The 26,058-nt window shown below is 54.4% G+C and carries 29 protein-coding genes; 12 read left to right on the forward strand and 17 right to left on the reverse strand.

The features are described 5' to 3' along the window. The first annotated feature begins 2 nt into the window (after positions 1–2). On the forward strand, positions 3–914 hold the full coding sequence (gene nagK / locus HBM95_08985) for an N-acetylglucosamine kinase (protein NIH43061.1): 912 nt from the start codon (positions 3–5) through the stop codon (positions 912–914). Positions 915–928: 14 nt separating this feature from the next. Beyond that, the gene (gene cobB / locus HBM95_08990; GenBank protein NIH43062.1) at positions 929–1,750 is read left to right on the forward strand and encodes an NAD-dependent protein deacylase; all 822 of its coding nucleotides are present in this window, start codon (positions 929–931) and stop codon (positions 1,748–1,750) included. A gap of 39 nt (positions 1,751–1,789) precedes the next feature. On the opposite strand, the gene potD is transcribed toward cobB, so the two are convergent. The 4 genes from potD to potA are packed head-to-tail and all read right to left on the reverse strand — an operon-like array spanning position 1,790 to position 5,598. Then, positions 1,790–2,824 (reverse strand): spermidine/putrescine ABC transporter substrate-binding protein PotD, encoded by a 1,035-nt coding sequence (gene potD / locus HBM95_08995; GenBank protein NIH43063.1) that lies wholly within the window; start codon positions 2,822–2,824, stop codon positions 1,790–1,792. Then, a complete protein-coding gene (gene potC / locus HBM95_09000) occupies positions 2,821–3,612 on the reverse strand; it encodes a spermidine/putrescine ABC transporter permease PotC (protein ID NIH43064.1) in 792 nt (263 codons plus the stop codon). The genes potD and potC overlap by 4 nt, the downstream gene beginning before the upstream one ends. Beyond that, positions 3,609–4,466: a spermidine/putrescine ABC transporter permease PotB gene (gene potB, locus HBM95_09005; GenBank protein ID NIH43065.1), complete on the reverse strand. Its 858-nt coding sequence runs from the start codon at positions 4,464–4,466 to the stop codon at positions 3,609–3,611. The genes potC and potB overlap by 4 nt, the downstream gene beginning before the upstream one ends. Further along, positions 4,450–5,598 (reverse strand): spermidine/putrescine ABC transporter ATP-binding protein PotA, encoded by a 1,149-nt coding sequence (potA, locus tag HBM95_09010; GenBank protein ID NIH43066.1) that lies wholly within the window; start codon positions 5,596–5,598, stop codon positions 4,450–4,452. The genes potB and potA overlap by 17 nt, the downstream gene beginning before the upstream one ends. A gap of 237 nt (positions 5,599–5,835) precedes the next feature. On the opposite strand from potA, the gene pepT reads away from it, so the two are divergent. Both pepT and HBM95_09020 read left to right on the forward strand, forming a co-directional pair. Continuing rightward, the gene (gene pepT / locus HBM95_09015) at positions 5,836–7,059 is read left to right on the forward strand and encodes a peptidase T (protein NIH43067.1); all 1,224 of its coding nucleotides are present in this window, start codon (positions 5,836–5,838) and stop codon (positions 7,057–7,059) included. Positions 7,060–7,154: 95 nt separating this feature from the next. Next, positions 7,155–7,646, forward strand: coding sequence for a transposase (locus HBM95_09020; protein NIH43068.1), 492 nt, complete (start codon positions 7,155–7,157; stop codon positions 7,644–7,646). Positions 7,647–7,731: 85 nt separating this feature from the next. On the opposite strand, the gene HBM95_09025 is transcribed toward HBM95_09020, so the two are convergent. The 8 genes from HBM95_09025 to rluE all read right to left on the reverse strand — a co-directional run bounded on the left by HBM95_09025 (position 7,732) and on the right by rluE (position 15,539). Further along, positions 7,732–8,853, reverse strand: a complete 1,122-nt coding sequence (locus tag HBM95_09025) for a cupin domain-containing protein (protein NIH43069.1) — start codon at positions 8,851–8,853, stop codon at positions 7,732–7,734. A 91-nt stretch (positions 8,854–8,944) separates the two neighbouring features. Next, complete coding sequence (gene phoQ, locus HBM95_09030; protein NIH43070.1) at positions 8,945–10,408, reverse strand: two-component system sensor histidine kinase PhoQ; 1,464 nt, start codon at positions 10,406–10,408, stop codon at positions 8,945–8,947. After that, the gene (gene phoP, locus HBM95_09035) at positions 10,409–11,080 is read right to left on the reverse strand and encodes a two-component system response regulator PhoP (protein NIH43071.1); all 672 of its coding nucleotides are present in this window, start codon (positions 11,078–11,080) and stop codon (positions 10,409–10,411) included. Between the two features lie 123 nt (positions 11,081–11,203). Beyond that, positions 11,204–12,574, reverse strand: a complete 1,371-nt coding sequence (purB, locus tag HBM95_09040; protein NIH43072.1) for an adenylosuccinate lyase — start codon at positions 12,572–12,574, stop codon at positions 11,204–11,206. Between the two features lie 19 nt (positions 12,575–12,593). Beyond that, positions 12,594–13,223: a high frequency lysogenization protein HflD gene (hflD, locus tag HBM95_09045; protein NIH43073.1), complete on the reverse strand. Its 630-nt coding sequence runs from the start codon at positions 13,221–13,223 to the stop codon at positions 12,594–12,596. Positions 13,224–13,249: 26 nt separating this feature from the next. Continuing rightward, positions 13,250–14,362 carry a tRNA 2-thiouridine(34) synthase MnmA gene (gene mnmA, locus HBM95_09050; protein NIH43074.1) on the reverse strand — a complete coding sequence of 371 codons (1,113 nt, stop codon included), beginning with the start codon at positions 14,360–14,362 and terminating at the stop codon, positions 13,250–13,252. 40 nt (positions 14,363–14,402) lie between these two features. Then, entirely contained in the window at positions 14,403–14,876 is a 474-nt protein-coding gene (locus HBM95_09055; GenBank protein ID NIH43075.1) for an NUDIX hydrolase, read from the reverse strand. Between the two features lie 9 nt (positions 14,877–14,885). Beyond that, positions 14,886–15,539 (reverse strand): 23S rRNA pseudouridine(2457) synthase RluE, encoded by a 654-nt coding sequence (gene rluE / locus HBM95_09060; protein NIH43076.1) that lies wholly within the window; start codon positions 15,537–15,539, stop codon positions 14,886–14,888. Positions 15,540–15,656: 117 nt separating this feature from the next. On the opposite strand from rluE, the gene icd reads away from it, so the two are divergent. The 3 genes from icd to HBM95_09075 all read left to right on the forward strand — a co-directional run bounded on the left by icd (position 15,657) and on the right by HBM95_09075 (position 17,647). Further along, positions 15,657–16,907, forward strand: coding sequence for an NADP-dependent isocitrate dehydrogenase (gene icd, locus HBM95_09065; GenBank protein NIH43077.1), 1,251 nt, complete (start codon positions 15,657–15,659; stop codon positions 16,905–16,907). A gap of 77 nt (positions 16,908–16,984) precedes the next feature. Beyond that, positions 16,985–17,332, forward strand: a complete 348-nt coding sequence (locus HBM95_09070) for a DUF1304 domain-containing protein (protein NIH43078.1) — start codon at positions 16,985–16,987, stop codon at positions 17,330–17,332. Positions 17,333–17,401: 69 nt separating this feature from the next. Then, positions 17,402–17,647 (forward strand): YmjA family protein, encoded by a 246-nt coding sequence (locus HBM95_09075; GenBank protein NIH43079.1) that lies wholly within the window; start codon positions 17,402–17,404, stop codon positions 17,645–17,647. 1 nt (position 17,648) lies between these two features. On the opposite strand, the gene HBM95_09080 is transcribed toward HBM95_09075, so the two are convergent. After that, a complete protein-coding gene (locus HBM95_09080; protein NIH43080.1) occupies positions 17,649–19,148 on the reverse strand; it encodes an EAL domain-containing protein in 1,500 nt (499 codons plus the stop codon). Between the two features lie 205 nt (positions 19,149–19,353). Here HBM95_09080 and HBM95_09085 point away from each other — a divergent pair, with 205 nt between their 5' ends. Then, positions 19,354–20,826 carry a GGDEF domain-containing protein gene (locus tag HBM95_09085; protein ID NIH43081.1) on the forward strand — a complete coding sequence of 491 codons (1,473 nt, stop codon included), beginning with the start codon at positions 19,354–19,356 and terminating at the stop codon, positions 20,824–20,826. 278 nt (positions 20,827–21,104) lie between these two features. Next, complete coding sequence (locus HBM95_09090) at positions 21,105–21,353, forward strand: GlsB/YeaQ/YmgE family stress response membrane protein (protein ID NIH43082.1); 249 nt, start codon at positions 21,105–21,107, stop codon at positions 21,351–21,353. A gap of 126 nt (positions 21,354–21,479) precedes the next feature. Here HBM95_09090 and yoaK read toward each other — a convergent pair whose 3' ends face one another. Both yoaK and HBM95_09100 read right to left on the reverse strand, forming a co-directional pair. Continuing rightward, a complete protein-coding gene (gene yoaK, locus HBM95_09095) occupies positions 21,480–21,578 on the reverse strand; it encodes a YoaK family small membrane protein (protein ID NIH43083.1) in 99 nt (32 codons plus the stop codon). Positions 21,579–21,623: 45 nt separating this feature from the next. Then, a complete protein-coding gene (locus HBM95_09100; protein NIH43084.1) occupies positions 21,624–22,643 on the reverse strand; it encodes a sensor domain-containing diguanylate cyclase in 1,020 nt (339 codons plus the stop codon). 310 nt (positions 22,644–22,953) lie between these two features. Between HBM95_09100 and HBM95_09105 the strand changes: the two genes are divergently transcribed. Both HBM95_09105 and HBM95_09110 read left to right on the forward strand, forming a co-directional pair. Further along, entirely contained in the window at positions 22,954–23,208 is a 255-nt protein-coding gene (locus HBM95_09105; GenBank protein ID NIH43085.1) for a DUF333 domain-containing protein, read from the forward strand. Positions 23,209–23,288: 80 nt separating this feature from the next. Next, positions 23,289–23,594 (forward strand): hypothetical protein, encoded by a 306-nt coding sequence (locus HBM95_09110; protein ID NIH43086.1) that lies wholly within the window; start codon positions 23,289–23,291, stop codon positions 23,592–23,594. On the opposite strand, the gene HBM95_09115 is transcribed toward HBM95_09110, so the two are convergent. Beyond that, positions 23,595–23,939 (reverse strand): DUF488 domain-containing protein, encoded by a 345-nt coding sequence (locus HBM95_09115; protein NIH43087.1) that lies wholly within the window; start codon positions 23,937–23,939, stop codon positions 23,595–23,597. A gap of 101 nt (positions 23,940–24,040) precedes the next feature. Between HBM95_09115 and HBM95_09120 the strand changes: the two genes are divergently transcribed. Further along, positions 24,041–24,748 (forward strand): CTP synthase, encoded by a 708-nt coding sequence (locus HBM95_09120; protein ID NIH43088.1) that lies wholly within the window; start codon positions 24,041–24,043, stop codon positions 24,746–24,748. 32 nt (positions 24,749–24,780) lie between these two features. On the opposite strand, the gene HBM95_09125 is transcribed toward HBM95_09120, so the two are convergent. After that, positions 24,781–25,968 (reverse strand): CynX/NimT family MFS transporter, encoded by a 1,188-nt coding sequence (locus tag HBM95_09125; GenBank protein NIH43089.1) that lies wholly within the window; start codon positions 25,966–25,968, stop codon positions 24,781–24,783. Positions 25,969–26,058: the final 90 nt, after the last annotated feature.

The raw sequence follows: 26,058 nt of genomic DNA on the forward strand, positions 1-26,058 counted from the left end.
CTATGTATTATGGATTTGATATTGGCGGCACCAAGATTGCGCTCGGCGTGTTTGATAAAAACCTCAAACTGCAGTGGGAGACCCGCGTTCCCACGCCGCGCGAAAGCTACGATGAATTTTTAACCGCCATTGCCGCGCTGGTTGCGCAGGCGGATGAACGCTTTGGCGTGAAAGGTAGCGTCGGTATCGGGATCCCGGGGATGCCCGAAACCGATGACGGCACGCTGTATGCCGCCAACGTGCCTGCCGCCAGCGGTAAACCGCTTCGCGCCGATCTTTCAGCCCTCCTTGAACGCGACGTGCGTTTAGACAACGATGCCAACTGCTTTGCCCTCTCTGAAGCCTGGGACGATGAGTTCCGTCAATATCCGCTGGTGATGGGGCTGATCCTCGGTACCGGCGTCGGCGGGGGGATTGTCATCAACGGTAAGCCGATTACCGGGCGCAGCTACATCACCGGGGAATTTGGTCATATCCGCCTGCCGGTGGATGCGCTGGAGGTGGTGGGGCGCGATTTTCCGCTGACCCGCTGCGGCTGCGGCCAGCACGGCTGTATTGAGAACTACCTCTCCGGCCGCGGGTTTGCATGGCTTTACGAACACTTCTATCATCAGAAACTTGAGGCCCCTCAAATCATTACCCTGTGGGAGCAGGGGGATGCGCAGGCGCGTGAACACGTCGAGCGCTATCTGGATCTGCTGGCGGTGTGTCTGGGAAATATTCTCACCATCGTCGACCCGGATCTGCTGGTGATCGGGGGAGGGCTATCAAACTTTACCGCGATTACGGAAAGGTTGTCCGGGCGTCTGCCCCGACATTTATTGCCGGTCGCCCGCGTGCCGCGTATTGAACGTGCGCGCCACGGGGACGCAGGAGGCATGCGCGGAGCCGCATTCCTTCATCTCACCGATTAGTTTACGAGGTCTTTATGCTGTCGCGTCGCCAGGGTCGACTCAGCCGTTTTCGCAAAAACAAACGCCGCTTACGAGAGCGCTTGCGCCAGCGGATCTTTTTCAGAGACAGAATAATGCCAGAAGCGATGGATAAACCCAGAGTGGTGGTGCTGACCGGCGCGGGGATCTCCGCCGAGTCAGGAATTCAGACCTTCCGTGCAGCGGACGGTCTGTGGGAAGAGCACCGTGTCGAGGACGTGGCGACGCCGGAAGGCTTTGCCCGCGATCCGGACCTGGTGCAGGCGTTTTACAACGCTCGCCGCCGGCAGCTTCAGCAGCCTGAGATTGCGCCGAACGCGGCGCATCTGGCGCTGGCGAAGCTGGAAGAGGCGCTGGGGGATCGTTTTCTGCTGGTGACGCAGAATATCGATAACCTGCACGAGCGGGCCGGCAACAAGAACATCATCCACATGCACGGTGAGCTGCTCAAGGTTCGCTGCGCCTGGAGCGGTCAGGTGCTGGACTGGAAAGAGGACGTGCTGCCGGAAGACAAATGCCACTGCTGCCAGTTCCCGTCGCGCCTGCGTCCGCACGTGGTCTGGTTTGGCGAAATGCCGCTGGGGATGGATGAGATCTACAGCGCGCTGGCGATGGCGGACGTGTTTATTGCTATTGGCACATCAGGTCACGTTTACCCGGCGGCGGGGTTTGTTCACGAAGCGCGACTGCACGGGGCGCATACGGTCGAGCTCAATCTGGAGCCAAGCCAGGTGGGCAGCGAGTTTGAAGAGAAGCAATACGGCCTGGCGAGTGAGGTGGTGCCGGCCTTTGTGGATAAGCTTCTGAAGGGGCTGTAAGAGTAACGGGCGACGCTGCGTCGCCCGTTATGTATTGCATTAACGACCTGCTTTTAACTTCTGATAATACTCTTCGTAAAGGCGACTCGCGTCGCCAACGTCGTTCTGCCATTCACCTTTGCTGATGGTGTCGGCGTCCGGATAGAGTGACTTATCGTTAGCCACGTCAGGCTTCAGCAGCTTGCGGGCGGCCAGGTTTGGCGTCGGGTAGCCAATCGTCTCGGCAACCTGTTTCGCCACGTCCGGGCGCAGCAGGAAGTTGATCAGCTTCAGCGCGCCGTCCACGTTTTTCGCGTTGGCCGGGATCGCGAGGCTATCCATCCAGAAGATGCCGCCTTCCTTCGGCCAGACCACCTCCAGCGGCGTACCGGCCTGGCGGGCAACATACGCAGAGCCGTTCCACACCATTCCCAGGTTCACTTCACCTTCCATATACGGGTTTGCTGGGTTATCAGAGTTGAATGCCGCCACGTTAGGCATCAGCTTTTTCAGCTCGTTGTAGGCCGCTTCAATCTCTTTCGGATCGGTGGTGTTACCGGAATAGCCAAGTTTACGCAGCGCGATCTGGAACACTTCACGCGCATCGTCGGTTAACAGCAGGCTGCCTTTGTATTCCGGTTTCCACAGGTCGGCCCAGCCGGTGACCGTTTTCGGATCGATGGCCTCGCTGTTAACGCCAATCGCCGTTGCCCCCCAGATGTAAGGAATGGAGTAGTCATTATTCGGGTCGAACGGCTTGTTGAGCATCTCAGGATCGAGGTTTGAAAAATGGGTTAGCTTCGTTTTATCGATCTTCTGGATCATCCCCTCTTTGCGCATTTTGTCGACAAAGTAAGTGGAGGGAACGACCAGATCGTATGCACCGTCTTTATAGGTTTTCAGCTTGGCGTACATGGTTTCATTCGACTCGTAGGTCGAGTAGATAACCTTAATGCCAGTCTCTTTGGTGAACTGCTCCAGCAGGCCCGGCGGCACATACTCGGTCCAGTTGTAGAAGTAGAGCGTTTTGCTGTCATCAGCGTGCGCGGCACCCATGCCAAGCACCAGCGCCGCAGCGGCGAGCATTTTTTTCATTTCATTGTCCCCTGAGATTTTGTTTTATCACGAGCAATAACCTGGCTGGCGATCACCAGAACCAGCGAAAACACCAGCAGAATGGTCGCCAGCGCGTTCACCTCTGGCGACACGCCGACTTTGACCATCGAATAGATCTTCAACGGCAGAATTTCGTAGCTCGGCCCGGTCACGAAGGAGGAGACCACCACGTCATCCATCGACAGCGTAAAGCTGAGCAGCCATCCGGCCGCCACGGCGGGCATCGCCAGCGGCAGGATGATTTTGCGCAGGATGGTCATTTCGCTGGCACCCAGATCCTTCGCCGCCTCCAGCATGCGCACGTCGAACCCTTTCAGGCGCGCGAAAACGGTCACCACCACAAACGGCAGGCAGAAGGTGATATGGGAAAACAGCAGCGACCAGAAGCCAAGCTGTACGCCCAGCAGCATAAACAGCACCAGTAGCGAAATCGCCATCACGATGTCCGGCGACATCATCACCACAAACAGCATGCCGCTGACGAACGGCTTGCCGCGAAAGCGATAGCGGTACAGCGCCACGGCGGTGAGGGAGCCAATCAGCGTGGCGAAGGTGGCGGAGACGATCGCCATCGTCAGCGAGTGCTGGGCTGCCTGCAGCAGGCTGTCGTTGTTCATCAGCAGGCTGTACCAGCTGGTGGTAAATCCTTGCCAGTTAATCCCGAACCGCGAGCTGTTAAAAGAGTTCACGATTAAAATGATAATCGGGATATAAAGATAGGCGTAGATGGCGGTCATAAAACCGCCGCGAAGCAGTCGACCGATCATTCGAGTTCCACCCTTTTATTCAGCAGGCGCGACGCGCGCCAGTAGACCAGCAGCATCAGCCCCATCACTACCGTCAGCGTAATGCTTGTCGCGGAACCGAACGGCCAGTCGCGGATGTTCAGGAACTGACTCTTGATCACGTTACCGATCAGCAGGTTTTTCGCTCCGCCCATCAGGTCGGACACGTAGAACAGGCCCATCGCCGGAAGCATCACCAGCAGACAGCCGGCAATAATGCCGGGCATGGTCAGCGGAATAATAATGCGGATGAAGGTCTGAAGCTTGTCAGCCCCCAGGTCTTTTGCCGCCTCCAGTAGCGGTTTATCAAGCTTCTCGATACTGGAGTAGAGCGGCATCACCATAAACGGCAGCAGGATATAGACCAGACCAACGATCACCGCGCTCGGGGTAAACATGATGCGTATCGGCGTATCGATTACCCCCAGCCACAGCAGAAATTCATTGAGGTAGCCTTTGGTGCTGAGGAAGATTTTCAGCCCGTAGATGCGAATCAGCGAGTTAGTCCAGAACGGCACAATCAGCAGAAACAGCAGCAGCGGGCGCACCTTCTGTGGCAGCCTGGCCAGGAACCATGCGAAAGGGTACCCCAGCAGCAGGCAGGCCACGGTAGCCATCAGCGCCATATTAAGCGAGTGCAGCAGCACGTCGAAATAGAGCGGATCGAGCAGGCGCGCGTAGTTGTCCAGCGTAAAGACCAGCGAAACGAAGTTTGTATCGTCCCGGGTCAGGAAGCTGGTGGCAACGATCATCAGGTTGGGTAAAAAGACAAACAGCACAAGCCAACCGACGATAGTGGCAATCACCACCTTCTGGAACTTACTTGTGTTCTTCATCAGCCAGCACAACCTCCCAGCTTTCTACCCAGTTGATAACCATTTTCTGGTCGAGAGAGTGGTCGAAGTCAGGATCGTCCTCGTTAAAGAATTCGCTGACCATTACCATTTTGCCGTTCTCCAGCTCGACGACAGATTCCAGCGTCATCCCTTTGTAGTTGCGCTCGCGGATATAGCCGATTAACCCTTCGGCCTCGGTATTGCCGTGAATTTCATCGACGCGCAGATCTTCCGGGCGCAGCAGAACGTTGAGCTTTTGCCCCTTTTCGACGGGGAAATTCACCGTGATATTGCACTCGCGTCCTTCAACGCTGGCGCGCACGCGCTGGTCGTCCAGACGCTCAATCACCGTGGCGTTAAAGATATTGATTTCGCCAATGAAGCTGGCGACAAACAGGTTTTTCGGCTCTTCGTAGATTTCGCGCGGCGTACCGTCCTGCTCAATCTTGCCGTCGCGCATCACCACGATACGGTCTGACATGGTCAGTGCCTCTTCCTGGTCGTGGGTGACGAAGACAAAGGTGATGCCAAGCTTGCGCTGTAGCGCTTTCAGCTCGTTCTGCATCTGCTTGCGCAGCTTGTAGTCCAGCGCGGAGAGGGATTCATCCAGCAGAAGCAGGCGCGGTTTATTGACCACGGCGCGGGCAATCGCCACGCGCTGCTGCTGACCGCCGGAGAGCTGGTGGGGCTTACGCTGGGCAAACGCTTCCAGCTGTACCATGCGCAGGGCGTCGGTGACGCGCGGTTCAATCTCATTAGCCGGGGTCTTTTGCATCCGCAGGCCAAACGCCACGTTCTCAAACACGGTCATGTGCGGGAACAGGGCATAGCTCTGAAAGACGGTATTGACGTGGCGATCTTCGGCAGGAACCTGGGTTATGTCCTGGTTCTCAAGATGGATGCGGCCATTATCAACGCTTTCCAGCCCGGCGATAAGGCGCAGTACGGTGGTTTTGCCGCAGCCGGAAGGACCAAGCAGCGTAAGAAACTCACCATCATTGATGGTCAGGTTGAGGTCGGAAATGACGTCTTTGCCATCAAAGCTTTTACGAATTCGTTCCAGTTGCACCAGCGGTGAACGAGAACGGGATTGTGTATTCAATTTTTGCGCTGTCCCATATAGACGCCTCAGGCAGCAGACTGAAGCGGGGTTTGTGTGTAACCACCTTGGTGACTCGTAATGAGGGCGGACATTCTACGGCAATCCCCCGTAATCGCCAATCCTTGTCACTGATTCATAAGCTACATTTATTAACGCATAAAGATATAAACGTAAAAAGTTCTCGTTTGCGGGATAAAAGTGACCTGACGCAATATTTGCGTTTTGATGCTTATTGATAATGTTGTCACGAAAAGTGAGGGTGACTGCATGGATAAATTACTTGAGCGTTTTTTACAGTATGTTTCGCTGGATACCCAATCTAAGCCGGGTGTCCGCCAGGTGCCAAGCACCGAAGGCCAGTGGAAGTTGTTAAACCTGCTTAAAGAGCAGCTTGACGCCATGGGGCTGGTCAACGTCACGTTAAGCGAAAAAGGCACTGTGATGGGAACGCTGCCGGCGAATGTGCCGGGTGATATTCCGGCGATTGGCTTTATCTCCCATGTCGACACCTCTCCGGATTTTAGCGGTAAGCATGTTAACCCGCAGATCGTGGAAAACTACCGCGGCGGCGATATTGCGCTGGGTATTGGCGACGAAGTGCTGTCTCCGGTGATGTTCCCGGTGCTGCACCAGTTGCTCGGCCAGACGCTGATCACCACCGACGGTAAAACGCTGCTGGGGGCGGATGACAAGGCGGGCATCGCGGAGATCATGACCGCGCTGGCGGTGCTGAAAGAGAAAAATATCCCGCACGGAGATATCCGCGTGGCCTTTACGCCGGACGAAGAGGTCGGCAAAGGCGCGAAGCACTTCGACGTGGAAGCCTTTAACGCGCAGTGGGCCTATACCGTTGACGGCGGCGGCGTCGGTGAACTGGAGTATGAAAACTTCAATGCCGCGTCCGTCACGATCAAAATTGTCGGTAACAACGTTCACCCCGGTTCGGCGAAAGGCGTCATGGTGAACGCCTTGTCGCTGGCGTCGCGTATTCATGCGGAAGTCCCGGCGGAAGAGAGCCCTGAACAGACCGAAGGTTACGAGGGCTTTTATCACCTCACCAGCATCAAAGGCACCGTGGACAGCGCGCAGATGCACTACATCATCCGCGATTTCGACCGCAAAGCCTTTGAGGCCCGCAAGCGCAAGATGATGGAGATCGCTAAGAAGGTTGGTAAAGGATTACACCCTGATTGCTATATTGAGCTCATTATCGAAGATAGCTATTACAATATGCGCGAGAAGGTGATGGCCCATCCGCACATTCTTGATATCGCCCAGCAGGCGATGCGCGACTGTGATATTGAACCGCAGCTGAAGCCGATTCGCGGCGGCACCGACGGTTCTCAGCTGTCGTTTATGGGACTGCCGTGCCCGAACTTGTTTACCGGTGGCTATAACTACCACGGCAAGCATGAGTTTGTGACGCTGGAAGGGATGGAAAAAGCAGTGAAGGTGATAGTGCGGATAGCGGAACTTACTGCAAAAGGCTAAAAAACGCCCGGTGGCGCTAGGCTTACCGGGCCTACATTCGGATCGTAGGTCGGGTAAGGCGAAGCCGCCACCCGACAATGAGGCAAGGAGTGCCCATGTCAAACTATCGTCGCCACTACATCCCCGGCGGTACATGGTTTTTCACCGTAAACCTGCAAAACCGCCAGAGCGATTTGCTTACCCGTTATATCGACAGTCTGCGCGCTGCCACCTCTTTGGTTAAACGTGCAAAGCCGTTCACGATCAACGCATGGGTTATTCTGCCTGAGCATATGCACTGTATCTGGACCTTACCGGAAGGAGATAGCGACTTTTCGGCACGCTGGCGGGATATCAAAAAAACGTTTAGCCGCAACATCGACATGCGCCACGTATGGCAGCCGCGTTTCTGGGAGCACACCATTCGCAATGAAAAGGATTACCTGCGACATATGGATTACGTCTACATCAATCCGGTGAAGCATGGCTATGTCAGTAAGGTTATTGACTGGCCTTTTTCAACGTTTCATCGCGATGTGGCTGAAGGTTTGTATCCGGTGGATTGGGCGGGAGAGATCGAGGATTTTGCGGCGGGTGAGCGGAAGTGAAAAGCCGGGTGGCGGCTACGCCTTACCCGGCCTACATTCGGATCGCAGGCCCGGTAAGCGAAGCGCTACCGGGCATTAAAGCAACTCAGTCCTCAAAGAACCAGTACCCGCTGTTGACCAGCGCGGCCAGCATCGCGAGGAAGGACGGGTCTTCCAGCGCATCGCCAAAGGTGTCGGCAGTCAACACCAGATGGCTGGCAATGGCTTCCAGCGCCGGTCGGTGTGGAGAGTCCAGCTTCTCGCCGTTGACGAACACCTCTTCACCAATGCGCAGCACGCGCAATCCGCCCAGACGTACCAGCTTGTCGCCTTGCTGGAGCGCATCGTAAATCTCGTCCGCCTGATACGGCGGCTCCGGTGGCGCAACGTCCAGCTCGTGGCGGGACTGGCTGATAAACTCGCCAAACCATTGTTTAAAGTGTTCCGGCTCGTTGATCAGATCCAGCATCATGCCGCGCAGTTTATCCAGCTCTTCTGGCACAATATCTGCCGGATGCTCTCGCGCAGGTACATCCGGATCGCTGTAGCGATAGCTGCCCAGCTCGCGCTGCAGAACATAGTCGGCAAAGCCGCTGATCATCTCGCGACCGCTCGGCGCGCGGAATCCAACGGAGTAGTTCAGCGAGTTCTCCAGGGAGTAACCTTCATGAGGGAATCCCGGCGGAATGTAGAGGATATCGCCCGGCTCCAGCTCTTCGTCGATAATTCCTTCGAACGGATCCACCTGAAGCAGATCCGGGTGCGGGCAGTGCTGTTTCATTGGCACTTTTTCGCCCACGCGCCAGCGGCGGCGGCCCGTACCCTGAATGATAAACACGTCGTACTGGTCCAGATGCGGACCCACGCCGCCGCCCGGTACAGAGAAGGAGATCATCAGATCGTCCATTCGCCAGTCGGGCAGGGCGCGGAACGGGCGCATTAGCGCGGCAGTTGGCTCGTGCCAGTGGTTGACCGCCTGTACCAGCAGCGACCAGTTGCTTTCGCCGAGGTGATCGTAGCTTTCGAAAGGACCGTGGCTGACCTGCCATTTCCCGTCCTGGTGGCTGACCAGGCGGCTGTCGACTTCGTTTTCCATGGCCAGACCGGCCAGCTCGTCAGGCGAGATAGGGTCGACAAAGTTGCTGAACCCGCGTTTCAGAACCACCGGGCGCTTTTGCCAGTAACGTTCGATAAACTCGGGCCAGTTAAGTGTTAAGTGATAATCCATATTTTTTTATTCCGCAGGCTCTTACTGACTCGGATTATAACGGAAGCTCAGGCCCCCGGCTGCGAGATCCTCGCATTTTTCACATAACGGGTTAACTATCGTCCGAAGTGGGCTGCTGTCGACCAAAAATCACTTCCATTCTGGCCCCACCCAGCAAGCTTTCGCTGGTTTCGATTTTGCCATCGTACTGGTCGACAATCTCGCGGGCCACGGCTAATCCCACCCCCTGACCGGGACGCAGCGTATCCGCTCGCTGACCGCGATCGAACACCACATCACGTTTATTGCGCGGGATCCCCGGGCCATCATCCTCGACGATAATATGTAATTCGTTATCCGTCTGGCGCGCCGACACTTCCACAAACTCCAGGCAGTACTTGCAGGCGTTATCCAACAGGTTGCCCATCACTTCCATAAAGTCATTTTTTTCGCCGACAAAGCTAATCTCAGGCGAAATATCGAGGCTGATATTCACCCCTTTACGCTGATACACCTTGTTGAGCGCGGACGTGAGATTATCCAGCAGCGGGGCTACCGGGTGCAGCTCGCGGCTCAGGAGCGCGCTGCCGGAACGCATGCTGGCGCGGTGCAGATAATAGCCAATTTGCTGCGAGATTCGGCTGATCTGTTCCAGCATCACCGGCTCGGCATCGTCGACGCTCAACTTTGAGCTGCGCATTGAACGCAGGGTGCTTTGCATCACGGCCAGCGGTGTTTTCAGGCTGTGCGTGAGGTCGGTCAGGGTCGTACGGTACTTATCATAGCGTTCACGCTCGCTTTTCAGCAGGCGATTGAGGTTACGCACCAGGCTGGTCAGCTCACGGGTGGTTTCCGGGTTGAGCTTTTCACGATGATGTTCCTCAAGCTCGCGCACCTCTCGCGCCAGGGACTCAATAGGGCGCAAGCTCCACCACGCCGCCACCCAAAGCAGCGGGATCACCAGCAGCAGGTTTGCGGCGAGAACATAAACGAACCAGCCCCAGACCTTATAGGAACGTTTTAGCTCAACCGGGATGGTGTCAATCACCACAATGGTCAACTGCGGCATGTTCATGGTCGCCGGGTAGATATTGATCGCCACCGAGTGCGTCATCTCCGTCTCGGCATCGTCAGCGCGGATTTCATTGAGCTTTTGCTGCATTGAGCGATCTTCGCGGATCAGGGTGCTGGTGGTGTTGAGATCGGCTTCAATCTCATGAAATCCGTTGGTTTTGAGCCATTCAGGACGAATGCTATTCACCAGCCACGGAATATCGCGCTGCGCCCAAAGCAACTTTCCCTTTTCGTTATAAATCATTGCCAGGGTTGGGCTCTGCTGATTCAGATTTTCCGGCATTTCAACGGTGATGTGGTTGTCTTCCCATTTCGCCAGGGTATAAAACAGATTGCTTTCGCCGCGTAACAGACGAAAGGTCGTTTTATCGAAGCTGACGCTGTACCCTACGAGGGCGACCATACCGTAGGAGAGCGACAGCACCAACACCACCGCGGCCGTAGCCAGTAAAAAGCGAACCCGCAGCGAGAGGGGCAGAATATGGCGCAAAATCCGTCTCATTTAGCGTAATTCAAACAGGTAGCCCTGACCGCGGACGGTGGTAATCACATCCTGCGGATACTGCGCCTGAATTTTCTTACGCAAACGCCCCATCAGCACGTCGATGGTGTGACTCTCGCGCAGCTCAGCGTCAGGGTAGAGCTGGAGCATTAAGGAGTCTTTGCTCACTACCTTGCCGCTGTTACGGATCAGCGTTTCCATAATGGTGTATTCGAATGCGGTCAGCTTGATCGCTTCATCGTTAATTGAGAGCTCGCGCCGGGAGAGATCCACCTGGAAAGGCGGAATGGAGATAACCTGTGAAGCCAGCCCGCTGTTGCGGCGTAACAGCGCCTGCATGCGCGCCGCCACTTCTTCAATATGGAACGGTTTGGTGACGTAATCATCCGCACCGGCGCTGAGCACTTCAACTTTGTCCTGCCAGCCTTCGCGTGCCGTCAGAACCAGAACCGGCAGAGAAACATCATGGCTGCGCCAGCGACGAATTAACGACAGGCCGTCTTCATCAGGCAGGCCTAAATCGACAATGGCGATGTCCGGCAGGTGTTCATTGAGATAATAATCGGCTTCTTTTGCATCTTCAGCATCGTCCACCTGATGTCCCATCTCCTGAAGCTGAACCTTCAGGTGGTGGCGTAGCAATGCGTTATCCTCAACAACCAGTACGCGCATCATCTTTTCTCCGGGAATAAATAGTATGAATAGTTTAACGCTGATTATGTTGCTGTGGGGATAAACATTCAGTAAACCGGGGAAAAGCAACCCCCTTTCCGGGCGGAAAGGGGAGGAAGGACGTTATTTCAGCTCGTCAACCATGGTGATGGCGCGGCCAATGTAATTCGCCGGGGTCATGGCTTTCAGGCGGGTTTTCTCTTCTTCCGGCAGTGCCAGACCGTCGATAAACTGCTTCATGCCTTCGGCGTCAACGCGTTTACCGCGGGTCAGCTCTTTCAGCTTCTCGTACGGCTTTTCGATACCGTAACGGCGCATCACGGTCTGAATCGGCTCTGCCAGCACTTCCCAGTTGTGATCCAGTTCGTCCAGCAGACGATCGCGGTTCACTTCCAGTTTGCTCATGCCTTTCAGGGTGGACTGATATGCGATCAGCGCGTAGCCGATGCCCACGCCCAGGTTACGCAGTACGGTGGAGTCGGTCAGGTCGCGCTGCCAGCGGGAAACCGGCAGTTTGCTCGCCATATGCTGCAGCACGGCATTCGCCAGGCCCAGGTTGCCTTCAGAGTTTTCGAAGTCGATGGGGTTCACTTTGTGCGGCATGGTGGAGGAACCGATTTCACCGGCGATGGTTTTCTGCTTGAAGTGGTTCAGCGCGATGTAGCCCCAAACGTCACGATCGAAGTCGATCAGGATGGTGTTGAAGCGCGCGATGCAGTCAAACAGCTCGGCGATGTAGTCGTGCGGCTCAATCTGGGTGGTGTACGGGTTCCACTGAATGCCCAGAGAGGTCACGAACTCTTCGCTGAACTGATGCCAGTCCACTTCCGGGTAAGCGGCGATGTGGGCGTTATAGTTACCGACCGCGCCGTTGATTTTGCCCAGAATTTCAACCTGTTCCAGCTGACGATACTGGCGCTCCATGCGGTACGCCACGTTCGCCATCTCTTTACCCATGGTGGATGGGGTGGCCGGCTGGCCGTGGGTACGGGAAAGCAGTGGAATATCGCGGTATTCCACGGAGAGTGCTTTCACCGCGTCGATAATTTTACGCCAGTAAGGCAGCACAACCTCTTTACGCGCGGTGGAGAGCATCAGCGCGTGAGACAGGTTGTTGATATCTTCGGAAGTACAAGCGAAGTGAATGAATTCGGATACCGCGTGCAGGGCAGGGACGCTTTCCACTTTCTCTTTCAGGAAGTACTCAACCGCTTTCACGTCGTGGTTGGTGGTGCGTTCAATGGTCTTAATGCGCGCGGCGTCTTCTTCGCTAAATTCAGCAACGATTTTATCAAGGTAATCGTTTGCCTTTTCATCAAAAGCAGGAACTTCCTTGATTGCTGCCTGGGCGGCCAGCTTCTGCAGCCAGCGTACTTCAACCTGAACACGGAACTTCAGCAAACCATATTCGCTGAAGATCCCGCGCAGCGCGCTGACTTTATCGCCGTAGCGTCCATCGACAGGGGATACGGCGGTCAGTGAGGATAATTCCATAATTCGCAACTCCGGGAGGTTAACAATGAGCAAGAATTTGTTTTGCCTGAGTGGTCAGGCGATTACGAGAAAACATTAACTGCAGGCGGCCACCGCCAACCTGGTGCCACAGCACGGCAGCGCGGATCCCTGCCAGCAGGGACGCGCGCACTTTTGCCTGTACCTGCGGACTTTGCAGTACGGCAGGGGATCCGGTGACCTGAATACGCGGGCCCAGCGGGCTGATGACGTCAACGTAAATGCCCGCCATGGCGCTCAGCAGCGTTTCGGACTGCAGGTCGAAATGGTCGAGCTGACGCTGTAACCCGGCGATGCGATCGCCCAGGGTATTAAGCGCGCCTTTCGCGGCGCTCAGCTTACGCTCCAGCACCATCAGGCTTAAGGTGTAGCGGGTCAGCTCCGCGTTTAACCCCTGACGGCTGCTGGCGTTAAGTACGCCAAGCAGGGTTTCAAGACCGAGACGAAGATTGGTTTCACTGCCGCCGAACACACCCAGAGTTGAACCGGGGTTGAGGTCGATAACGCTGTTGAGCGAAACGTGCAGGGCGTCAGCGTCGCAGTGACCCTGATGCGCCAGCTGTTGCACCAGACGAGCTGACTGGCAAATTCCCGCCAGCGCCAGGGTGATGTCATAGTAATTCTTCGCCACACGGTCTCCTTTATGTGTGCAATCGGTTAAACAGCGGGCAGCGGCAGGCGCTGTTCAATGATCCCGCCGCCCAGGCAGATCTCACCGCTGTAGAAGACAGCGGACTGACCCGGGGTAACGGCGGCGACCGGCTCGTCGAAACGCACGTCAATGCGGTCGTCATCTAGCGCGGTAATGGTGCAAGGAATATCGGTCTGACGGTAGCGCGTTTTCACCGTGCAGCGCAGCGTGCCTTTCAGCGGCTCGCGATCGACCCAGTCCAGCTGCTGTGCGATAAGGCCAACGGACATCAGACGCGGGTGGTCGTGACCCTGAGCCACCACCAGAATATTGTTTTCGACGTCTTTGTCGACCACGTACCACGGATCTTCGCTGCCTTCTTTCGTCCCGCCAATACCCAGGCCTTTACGCTGGCCTAAGGTGTGGTACATCAGCCCCTGATGCTGACCAATCTCGTCGCCATCAACGGTGACAATTTTACCCGGCTGCGCAGGGAGGTAGCGGCCAAGGAAATCACGGAACTTTCGCTCGCCGATAAAGCAGATACCGGTAGAGTCTTTTTTCTTCGCGGTGATCAGGTCCAGCTCTTCAGCGATTTTACGCACTTCCGGTTTTTCCAGTTCGCCAACCGGGAACAGGCTTTGCGCAATCTGTTCGTGGCTCAGCGTATAAAGGAAGTAGCTCTGATCTTTGTTGCCGTCCAGGCCGCGCAGCAGCTGGCTTTTGCCATTCACGTCTGCACGACGCACGTAGTGACCCGTCGCAATGTAGTCAGCGCCCAGATCTTCCGCGGCGAATTCCAGGAAGGCTTTAAATTTGATCTCTTTGTTGCACAGAATATCCGGGTTCGGCGTACGGCCCGCTTTGTACTCTTCAAGGAACAGTTCAAAGACGTTATCCCAGTATTCTGCGGCAAAGTTAACGGTGTGCAGTTCAATGCCGAGCTTATCGCATACGGCCTGCGCATCGGCGAGATCCGCAGCGGCAGTGCAGTATTCCTCGCCATCATCTTCCTCCCAGTTCTTCATGAACAGGCCCTCCACCTTATAGCCCTGTTGCTGTAACAGGTAGGCGGAAACGGAGGAATCGACACCGCCGGACATGCCGACGATCACTTTTTTCTGGCTGTTATCTGACATGGAATACTCACGACATTGAACTTCAAGGCGGCGTATTCTATCACGCCCCCCCACCGTTGACACCCTCTGTAAACGGCCAGTTAAATTCTCCGATGACACCCAGCGGCAAGCGCGTGTCTGACTGCCAGCAGCGGATGCTTTCCGCAACCAGCGGCGAGCGCAGGTTTGGCGCGTTCAGGATCTCCTCGGCGGTGACCCACAGGCAGCGATCGATATCGTCATCGTGCGGTTCAGTGGCGCACGTTTCGCTAAGCTCAACGGCAAATAAAAAGCGCAGGAATGGGGTGCTGTCGGGTGCAATCCACTGGTGCATGCGGATGAAGTGCTGCGGTTCAGCGTGAATGCCCGTCTCTTCCCAGAGCTCGCGCTTCGCAGCCTGCAGCAACGTTTCATTGGCTTCAAGATGCCCGGCAGGCTGATTCCACAGCGCCTTGCCGTTGATGCTCTCTTCCACAACGAGGAATTTTCCCTGCGCATGCACCACGCAGGCGACCGTAACATGAGGTTTAAACATCGTTTCTCCTTAAGGGGCAACGTCGCGCCATTCGCCGTTTGCCAGCGTATCCAGCGTATAGCTGCCCATGGCGTAGCGAATCAGACGCAGGGTAGGGAAGCCGACGTGTGCGGTCATGCGCCTCACCTGACGGTTGCGGCCTTCATACAGGGTGATTTTGAGCCAGCTTGTCGGGATGGATTTGCGCTCGCGAATGGGTGTGTTACGCGGCCACAGCCACTCCGGCTCATTCACGCGTTCAATACCGGCGGGCAGGGTGGGGCCGTCGTTCAGCGTCACGCCGCTGCGTAATTTCGCCAGCGTCTCTTCGTCCGGCTCGCCCTCGACCTGCACGAAGTAAATTTTTCCGGTGCGTTTGCCCGGCTGCGTGAGCTTCGCCTGCAGAGCGCCGTCATTGGTTAAGACCAAAAGTCCTTCGCTGTCCCGGTCCAGACGCCCGGCGGCGTAAACACCCTGAACAGGGATGTAATCCTTCAGCGTGCTGCGCCCGGCCTCATCGGTGAACTGCGGCAAAACATCGTAGGGTTTATTGAACAAAATCACCCGCTTCGGCTGGGTTTGCTGGGGGCGTCTGGTGGCTTGTCGCGAGCTGAATCGCTCAACCCGGTGTTTTGTAAAAGAAGTTTTCTTCATGGTATTTTCAGGCGTTATCAATTGCCGCATTATAGCCTAATAACGAAGACCTTTCATGGCGCAGGACAATCAGGTACTATCGAAGGGCTCATTACAATTTATTAACATAAGATCAGTAACAACCAGAAGCGCTCGAAGGAGAGGTTAATGGAAAGCAAAGTAGTTGTTCCGGCGGAAGGTAAAAAGATCACCCTGCAAAACGGCAAGATTAACGTTCCTCACAATCCGATTATCCCGTTCATCGAAGGTGACGGTATCGGTGTAGACGTTACCCCGGCAATGCTGAAAGTGGTTGATGCCGCTGTTGAGAAAGCCTACAAAGGCGAGCGTAAAATTTCCTGGATGGAAATTTACACCGGTGAGAAATCGACTCAAGTTTATGGCCAGGACGTCTGGCTGCCAGCGGAAACGCTGGACCTGATCCGCGAATACCGCGTTGCTATTAAAGGCCCACTGACTACCCCAGTTGGTGGCGGCATCCGTTCCCTGAACGTGGCACTGCGTCAGGAGCTTGACCTGTACGTGTGTCTGCGTCCGGTTCGTTACTATCAGGGCACCCCAAGCCCGGTTAAGCACCCTGAACTGACCGACATGGTTATCTTCCGCGAAAACTCAGAAGACATCTACGCGGGTATCGAATGGAAAGCGGACTCTGCTGACGCAGAAAAAGTGATTAAATTCCTGCGCGAAGAGATGGGCGTGAAGAAAATTCGCTTCCCTGAGCATTGCGGTATCGGCATCAAGCCGTGTTCCGAAGAAGGGACCAAACGTCTGGTGCGTGCGGCCATCGAATATGCGATCACCAACGACCGTGACTCTGTGACCCTGGTTCACAAGGGCAACATCATGAAGTTCACCGAAGGCGCGTTCAAAGACTGGGGCTACCAGCTGGCGACCGAAGAGTTCGGCGGTGAGTTGATCGACGGCGGCCCGTGGCAGAAGATTAAGAACCCAAACACCGGCAAAGAGATCGTCATTAAAGATGTGATCGCCGATGCGTTCCTGCAGCAGATCCTGCTGCGTCCTGCAGAATACGACGTCATTGCCTGTATGAACCTGAACGGTGACTACATTTCTGACGCCCTGGCAGCGCAGGTTGGCGGTATCGGTATCGCCCCTGGTGCGAACATCGGTGACGAGTGCGCCCTGTTCGAAGCGACCCACGGTACTGCGCCTAAATACGCAGGCCAGGACAAAGTGAACCCAGGCTCTATCATCCTGTCCGCTGAGATGATGCTGCGTCATATGGAATGGTTCGAAGCCGCAGACCTGATCGTCAAAGGTATGGAAGGCGCGATTAACGCGAAAACCGTAACTTACGACTTCGAACGCCTGATGGAAGGCGCTAAGCTACTGAAATGTTCAGAGTTTGGCGACGCCATTATCGCGAACATGTAATCCAGATTCTGGGTTTAACAAGAGCGGGGGCCTGAGGGTTCCCGTTTTTTTTGCCTCTGCCTGCAGGAAATAACACGATGCTCGCTACTGTTCTTATTGCTGTCGTTGCATTCATCCATGTCTACATTCTTGTGCTGGAAATGTTCCTGTGGAACACCAGAACAGGGCACAAGGCCTTTAATTTGCGTCCCGACTTTGCGCGGGAAACCCGCGTGCTGGCCGCGAATCAGGGGCTCTATAATGGTTTTCTGGCGGCGGGCCTGGTCTGGAGCCTCTGGCTTGGCGAAAAAGGCGTCCATGTGGCCATCTTCTTCCTGGTCTGCGTGCTGATTGCCGGTCTCTTTGGCGCAGCGACGGCCAGCCGGAAGATACTGTACGTTCAGGCATTACCTGCTCTCGCGGCCCTGCTTGCGCTGCTTCTCTGACGCAACGCGTTGGTCAACCGTCCGTCGTCGGATATTCTTTTGGCTTCACCCTGAAAGGTTAAAACTGTTATGAATAACGAAATCCCACTGAAGTATTATGACATCGTCGAAGAATACGCGACGGAAGCGACAAAGCCCGTGAGTGAATCGGAGCAGGACCCGCTGGCGCATTATTTCCAGCTGCTTCTCACGCGTTTGTCGAATAATGAGGAGATTGATGAGGAAGCCCAGCAAGAGATGGCGCGTGAAGCTGGAGTTCATGCCGAACGTATTGATGATATTGCGAATTTCCTCAATCAGTGGGGAAATGAATAACCTAACGAGCGACGCCAGTGAGCTGCTTCGCAAGCTCACTCCGGGTGACCGATTTTGAGAAATACCATCCCTGAACGAAAGCCTCGGGATATCTTTCTGCAATAAAGCGATACTGTATTTCGCTCTCAACGCCTTCGAAAACAAGCGTTTTATTCAGTTTTGCGAGGGCGTCACAAAAGATAACAAAAATATTCTGCTTATAATGCTCGCTGATGCCGTCGACCAGCGACTTGTCGATTTTGATCTCATCATATTCCAGAAGAGAGAGTCGGGCCAGGTTTGAGTTTTGCACCCCGAAGTCATCAATGGATATCTTCACGCCAAGCGATTTTAACTCCTTACAAAAATCCTCCAGAATAGTCTCCGTGGAAACGGCTTTTTCAGAAAGCTCGATTTTAACCAGAGACAGGGGAATGTTATTAGCTAAACACAGACGGCGTAAAATGCTGATAAATTGTCCATCTTCTATTTCCGTTCTTCCTACATTGAGCGAAACCACCAGTCGATGTTTAATAACAAGCGGTGCGATATCCGCAAGGGATTTTTCGAGAATATTAATGTAGTATTTTTTATACAGGCCTATTTTTTTGATTAGTGGAATAAACAGTTCCGGTGAGACGTCACCGTATTTTACATCACGCCATCGGGACAAAACTTCCACACCCACTATTTTTTTATCCTGAATCCTGACAATAGGCTGGTAGTGCACGCCGATAGTGTTGGTAAAAACGGCTTTAACCAGCGTCCGCTCCAGTGAGAATCGATCTTCATTGAGTCGAAAGAAAAATAGCGTTATCGCCACCCAGATAAAACATAAAATGACTGCGAGCACGGTAAACACGACGGGCGACAGGGAGGCCAGTCCCGCATTGTGGTGCTTCACAATGACGCACAAATCCCAGGATGCGCTGCACTGGGTGAGTGTAAGGGTAAACAAAGAGGAATGCAGTCCGCTCTGCTGTTTTAACTCCGGGGTCGCCGAAAAAAATATTCTGCCGAAGTCTTTTGTGGTTGTGCTGAGAGAGTAGTTTGCGGTGACCGGGATGAATTTATCGTAAGCGTTGCGGGAGGTGAAGATAATAAGATTATTATAGATGGCCGCATTGCCGGTAAAAAAATCTTTTCTGGAAAATTGCGCGAGGAGGAATCCTCTGGGCGTTTTATGCAGTTCCGCAGGAAGCGGGACAGGATTAGCGAGTTTTCCCCAAAAAGCGGTACAGATTATTTTTCCCTGTTCTATATAACCGATGTCTGCAAGATAGCGGCTTTCAAGCTTTATCTGCCGGTAGCGATCGAGACTGCTTTTGTCACATCCCTGAGCGCTCAGGCTTTTGAGTGTCTGTGCCACGCTCTGGGTCAAACTTTCCGAATAGTGTAAAAGGGTACGGGAAATTTCAAGCTGCTTGCTTTTCTGCTGACCCACGATAACCGCGTTGACCGCATAAAGAGACAGGAAGACCAGAAACGCTGAAACGATAGCAACGGCAATGATCTTTTTCATTTTCCGGATACCCTGTCTGCTCCCTGATTTCTCAAATCTTAACACAGGCAGGGCAAGCTACAAGCGTGATAATAACGGCAGCCGGGCTACTCCAGAGAAATGAACGCCTGCCTAAGTGCAATTCATTTTCCTCTTAACCAGAGCTTTGTTACAGTGACAACAGTTGTCAGCCAGGGATGACTGGCGTGATAAGGTGGAAAAGCTCGTGCATGTGAAAAATACTTTTTACACAACAACCATTACCGTCATCATTGTCTCACTGATCGTTTCATTGTCGCTTGCCGTCCAGATTGCCACGTCCCGACAGCAGTCAATCCAGCAGATCAATACCAGCGTTGCCAATTTGAGCCATACCCTGAACGTCTACACTGAAGGGATCATCCGCCAAAGTGAAATGTTGATTACCACCGTTTCTGACACAATTGAAATTTATGGCATGACCCCTCAACAGGCGATCAATATTCAGCGAATGATAAGCAATCAGGATAATCTTCTTACTCAGATTAATAATGTAGTTGTCTATGATGCGCATGGGGATATCTTCACCGCGTTGCACAAAAATTTTGCGGGTCCCCGTAAAGGCGCGGACAGGGCATTTTTTGTCTACCACAAGGAAAATAAAAGTCAGCAGATTTATATTGGTGAGCCGGTGATAAGCAGAACCAATGGTAAATGGGTTATTACCCTTAGCCGACGACTTGAAACCCACACCGGTGCGTTTAACGGTGTTGTGGTGGTGACACTGGGTATCGAAAATTTTCTGGCCCTGTATGGACAGATAAAAATTGGTCACGCGGGTGTTATCGGTTTAACGACACAAGCAGGCGTTTTACTGATTCGTTATCCTTTTAAAAATAACTATATCGGTACGATTTTTTCTGATTCACCTCTCTTCAGAAAATACCTCAAGGTACAAAATACAGGTATAGCCAGCTCTGTCTCCCGGTTTGATAAAATCGAACGCATTTATGCCTATGAGAAAAACAGACGCTACGGACTGGTTACGACGGTAGCGGTAAGCATCGATGAAGCCCTTTCACCGTGGCGCAAGCAGGCGATTCAGCTTGCCGCACTTATTTTGGTCTTTACCGCGACACTCATCGTGGCGTCCTGTTTCCTCTATTCCGACTTATCCAGAAAAACACGGGATAACAAAGCGCTAAAAATTATTGCCTCGGAGGATGCGCTGACAGGGCTTTATAACAGGCGCATCTTTGATGAAAAAATCCTCTCGGAAATTGCGGCGTGTGCGGTAAAGGACGCGCCGGTTTCGCTGCTCCTTGTGGATGTGGACTACTTCAAAAAGTACAACGATAACTACGGCCATCCGGAAGGAGACAGATGCCTGGCGTTGCTGGGAAACTGCCTCAGGGAAAGTCTCACCCGGGACAACCAGATTGTGGCACGTTATGGCGGGGAGGAGTTTGCGTTGATTTTGCCTGAAACGGATATTCAGGAGGCGCTCCGCCTTGCGCAGACGATTATTCGCAATGTTTTCTCTCAGCAAATTGAACACGCGTTTAGTCCCTTCGGGCGGGTCACGGTAAGCGTAGGGATCTCCAGTGCGCGTGCTGTCAACATCGCGGATAGCCAGCAGAATATTATTAATGCTGCCGACCAGGCGCTCTATCAGGCGAAACGCGGGGGACGCAACCGGCACGCTTTTGTTGGGGCATGATCAAAAAAAAGCCCACTCATGAGTGGGCAAGAAATACTGGAAGCAATGTGAGCAATGTCGTACTGAATACCTGAGTGTTTTTCTCAACTATTCAGCGTTGAGAAAGATAATCTTTCTCAACAAAAGATGCAACCCCACATTTCTTGTGGAAGGGCATATTGATGAAGAAATGTTCACATGCTCTCTGTGAGGCTTATCACAAATTTCCTTTCTCAGATCCTGTGCTATCCTTTTTGTGTCGTTGATTTAATGACAAAAACCATACAGAGAGGAAAGTTATGGGAATTTTATCCTGGATTATCTTTGGGCTTATTGCGGGTATTCTGGCGAAGTGGATCATGCCGGGCAAAGATGGCGGTGGGTTTATCGTCACCATAATACTGGGTATTGTCGGCGCGGTAGTCGGCGGTTGGATCAGTACGCTGTTCGGTTTTGGTAAAGTCGATGGCTTTAACTTCGGCAGTTTCGCGGTCGCGGTGATCGGCGCGCTGGTTGTGCTGTTTATCTACAGAAAGATCAAAAGCTAATACTGAAGCGTTAAAAAGGCTGCCAGATGGCGGCCTTTTTACGTAGCGGGTTTACCACCAGCCAAACTGTGTGCCGGCAAACGCCACGACGGCAACGAGCAACATAATGAGGGTGGTTTTTCTCATTTATGCCCCCGGAGCTGCGTAACCACCGACAAAAAACCACGCCAGAAAGACTACCGCCGTTATAAAAATAACGACCGGGAAGAGGATCCCTATTCTCATATCATCACCTGTTTCGGTTTCTGTAACGCCGTAGAGTGTACGGGGTTAATCCATAACGAGAAAGCCTGTTTTGCTTTTTCCTTTCTTATCCTGATACATCGCGATATCTGCGGCACGTAACGCACTGTCCGGATCGGTTACACCGGGATCCACTTCGATAACGCCGAGGCTGGCGCCCGGATAAATGATGCTGATGGTACCCAGCCAGTATTCCCCCGCAATGCGGGCGCTGAGACGCGTTCTGAGAAGGTTAATTTGCTCCTCATTCCCGGCATTGCTCAGGGAGGCCACCAGAAACTCATCGCCGCCCAGCCGACCGATGATATCGTCCTGCTGTTTTTCTGCGGTCAAACGCTTGCCCACTTCAATCAGGAACTGGTCGCCTGCTTCATGCCCGTAGCGATCGTTAATCAGCTTGAAATCATCCAGATCGATAAAGGCAATGATGGCGTTACGTTTCAGATGTCGCGCCAGTGAAAACAGGGTGGTCAGATCCTCAAAAATGGCGCGACGGTTGGGTAACCCTGTAAGGGCATCTGTGTAGGAGTGTGCAATAAGGGCCGCATTGGCTTCACGAAGCTGGGTCACCAGAGACTCTTTCTGGATGGACTGGGCAATCAGCCCGGCGAATAACTTCAGAACCTGTTCACCGCGCTCGCTAAGCGGCTTTCTGGCCGTGCTGGTGGCGCAGAGCGTTCCGTAGAGTGAACCATCCGCAAGATGGACAGGAATACTCATGTAGGTCGTAATGCCGAGCGCTTTCGCCGCTTCGCACTCTGGCCAGCGTTCGGGAACGTCGTTGCTGAATACGGTATCACTGTCCAGCGCACGCTTACACAGAGTTTCATCCCACGGGACGCTCAGCCCCTCAGGGATTATCATCTGCTTGCTGTTGCGGGCATACAGGATATGCTGCAGTCGGGCTTCGATATCGATCTTAGTGAGGTAAGTCGACTCCATATCCGTCACGATCTCCAGCATCTCCAGCAGCTGACGAACGAGACCTTCAAGGGATTGTTCAGTGGCGAGGGTTTCTGAAACACGGGCAAGGATAATATCCGACATGACGTAGAAAGACTCCCAGCAGAAGACGTCTGCATCTGCATGCTATGCTGAATTCGTAGGCTTCCGGCATAGTTAAACATGAATGCAGAAAATTTAATACAGGCTGAAAGAAGGGGGATTGGGCGGGGAAAAAAGCCCCGTTGTTGTGAACGGGGCAAAGACATCTTGATTACGGAATGATGTTCTCTGGTCATAGTGAGAACATGCCGGACTATAGCGCTGAAAAGTGCAGTTAGAATGGAGAAATCATGGAGAATACGGCGACAAGCCGTTACCCTTAGCTAACGATGATGCTAAAAGGATCAATGAGATGAGATTTCTGCTTCTGGCGCTGGCGCTTCCCCTGGTTGCCTGCACCGCAAAAACAACCCCACCCGACGCCCCGAAACCGCCGCACGCCGTAGGCATGGCGAACCCGGCTTCCGTTTACTGCCTTGAAAAGGGTGGGGAACAGGTCCCGATTCAAAGCCCGCAGGGTGTCCGCACCGAGTGCAGGCTGCCTGGCGGCGAAGCGATCGACGAATGGACGCTCTATCGTCGCGATCATCCGCAACCCACCAGGTGACAAAGGGATAGTCGCTGCGATACACTTCTCTTTAGGATTATTCTTAGCCAGTACCTGGCTACCGTTACCGCGAGAGAAGTATGTTTCAGCTAAAACCGGGCAGCATGGCGATGATCATCGGTGCCCGTACGGCGTCTGGACGTCGCAATATTGGTAAATCTGTTGAGCTATTTGGTCTTTGCCAGCCAGGCCTGCGTTTCGTTAACCCGGTCAACGGCGTGATGACGCAGTTGCCCGCAAGCGCGGACCGCGCGCTCTGGCTGGTGACGGGTGATGTTTACGCCTTTGACAATCAGCTCGGTTTTGCGTTTGTTCGCGCCGAACACCTGATGCCGCTCACCCCGGACGAAGCTCCACAAATCCAGGATGCGCTGGCGGTCGGCTGATCACAGATGGCGCAGCCAGTCGGCTAAAACCAGAGCGTGATTCTGCTTCGTGTCCTTCGCGCCGTAGAGCAGGGTTACGGTCTGCTTGTTCGCCAGCGCCGCCAGACGCTCTCCTTCGTCCTTATGCTGCGCCAGCTCTTCCTTGTAGGCTTGAGTGAACGCCGCGAAATCAATCGCTTCGCTATGAAAGTCCTTGCGTAACGCACTGGACGGCGTGAGCGTTTTACACCATTCGTCATACGCGAGGTCCGTTTTTTTCATCCCGCGGGGCCAGAGCCTGTCCACCAGAACCCGATACCCATCGTCCGGGCTTGCCTGCTCATAGACGCGTTTGCATTGGATCATGATTCCACCCTCCCAATTTAAGGTATTGTGATAATTGCAGAAGATCGGTAGTCTGAGGTTCCTTATGTTATCTGATAATACTCTGGCATAAGGAACCTTTCATGGAACACCTCCCGGTTAAAACGACGCTGCGCATTGCGCTGGTTGGCGATTACAATCCTGATGTTATTGCACACAAGGCGATCCCACTGGCCATTGACGACGCCGCCGCGGTCCTTGACCTCACCGCCGATTACGACTGGCTAGCCACCACGGAATTAACCAGTTCTGAGGATCTGGTGGGCTACGATGCCATCTGGCTGGTTCCCGCAAGCCCCTATAAAAACACCGAGGCGGCCTTTATTGCCGCACGCTACGCGCGTGAAAACAGCATTCCGTTCCTGGGCACCTGCGGTGGATTCCAGCATGCGTTGATTGAGTATGCCCGTAACATGCTGGGCTGGAGCGACGCGGCACATGCTGAGACGGATACCGAAGGCACGATGGTGATTGCGCCGCTGACCTGCTCGCTGGTGGAAAAAACCGATGCCATTGAGCTGCGTAATAATACGCTGATCGCGAAGGCCTACGGAAAGCCGGAAATCGTTGAGGGTTATCACTGTAACTATGGCGTGTCGGCGGCGTTTGCGCAGGAACTGGAGAGCGGTGATATGCGCGTGACGGGCTGGGACGAGCAGGGGGAAATCCGCGCTGCGGAGCTGGTGACCCATCCGTTCTTTGTGATCACCTTATTCCAGCACGAGCGTGCTGCGCTGGAAGGGCGTCCGGTGGTGCTGGTGCAGGCAATGCTGCGCGCGGCGCGCGGTTAAAAAAAGGCAGACCCTATGGTCTGCCACCGTGTTTAACGAGGCGTGATTTCGCGGTCGCGCCCGGCAAGTACGCCGCAGATGGCCATGACGACAGCGGCCAGCGCGCAGGCGAGAAGCGGGATGCGCCAGTCTCCAGTCGAATCGTGAATTTTACCCATCAGCGGCGGACCGCAGGCGGCGAGCAGATAGCCAATCGACTGCGCCATACCTGACAGCGCCGCGGCCTGGTGCGCGGAGCTGGCGCGCAGCCCGATAAACGTCAGGCCGAGGATCATCGTTGCCCCGGTACCAAAGCCGAACACCAGCGTCCACATCACCGCCATGTCAGGCATAAACCATAGCCCCGCCGCGCTTACCGCGCACAGCAGCGCCACTGCGCCTGCAATGGTTCGCTGATCTTTCAGACGGTGGAGGATCAGCGGCACGGCAAGCCCAGGCACGGCCGTGGCCAGCTGCAACAGCCCGTGCACCGAGCCGGCCTGCGCTTCGCTGTAGCCTTGGCTGAGCAATATCGCCGGCAGCCAGCCGATGATGACGTAGTAAATCAGCGAGTTAATCCCCAGAAAGAGCGTCACCTGCCAGGCGAGGGCCGAGCGCCAGATGGCGCGATTATGCAGCGCGCCGGCGCCTGTTACCGTCGCAACGTGTTTCTGACGCCACTGGGGCAGCCAGAGCAGCAGCGCGACCAGCGGAAACGCCATCAGCATCAGCAGCGCGCCATGCCAGCCCGCGCTACCCTGCGCCAGGGGAACAATCATCGCTGAGCCAAACGCCGCCGAGACGCCCATTGTCAGGGAATAGGCGCCCGTGAGTCGGGCAACTTGGCCCGGGAAATCACGTTTGATTAAGCCGGGCAGCAGCACATTCCCGAGCGCGATCCCGCAGCCAATTACCGCCGTTCCGATGAAAAGCAGGGTGGCGGAAGGCAGGGAGCGAACCGCAATTCCGGCGCAAATCAGCAGCAAGGCGACAAACAGGCTGCGCTCCATGCCGATACGCCGGGCAACGCCTGCCGCGAGCGGCGAGACAAGGGCGAAAGCCAGCAGGGGCAGGGTGGTCAGCAGACCGGTTTGCGCCGTGCTTAAGCCATAATCGAGGCGAATAGTATCGAGCAGCGGGGCTGCTCCGGTAAAGGTGACGCGAAGCGTGGTGGCAATCATCAGGATGCCTGCAATCAACAGCGCGCCGTGTTTTCCTGAGGTGCGAAGAGCAGTAGTCATTGTGTTCTCATACGTTCAAGCGAGCGCACACAATACCGATTTTTTCAGCGGTTGAAATCAGGCTAAAATGACAGTTTATCGCTCATATCG

Origin of the sequence: Enterobacter asburiae, assembly GCA_011754535.1 — a bacterium.
GTDB classification, from domain to species: Bacteria; Pseudomonadota; Gammaproteobacteria; order Enterobacterales; family Enterobacteriaceae; genus Enterobacter; species Enterobacter cloacae_N.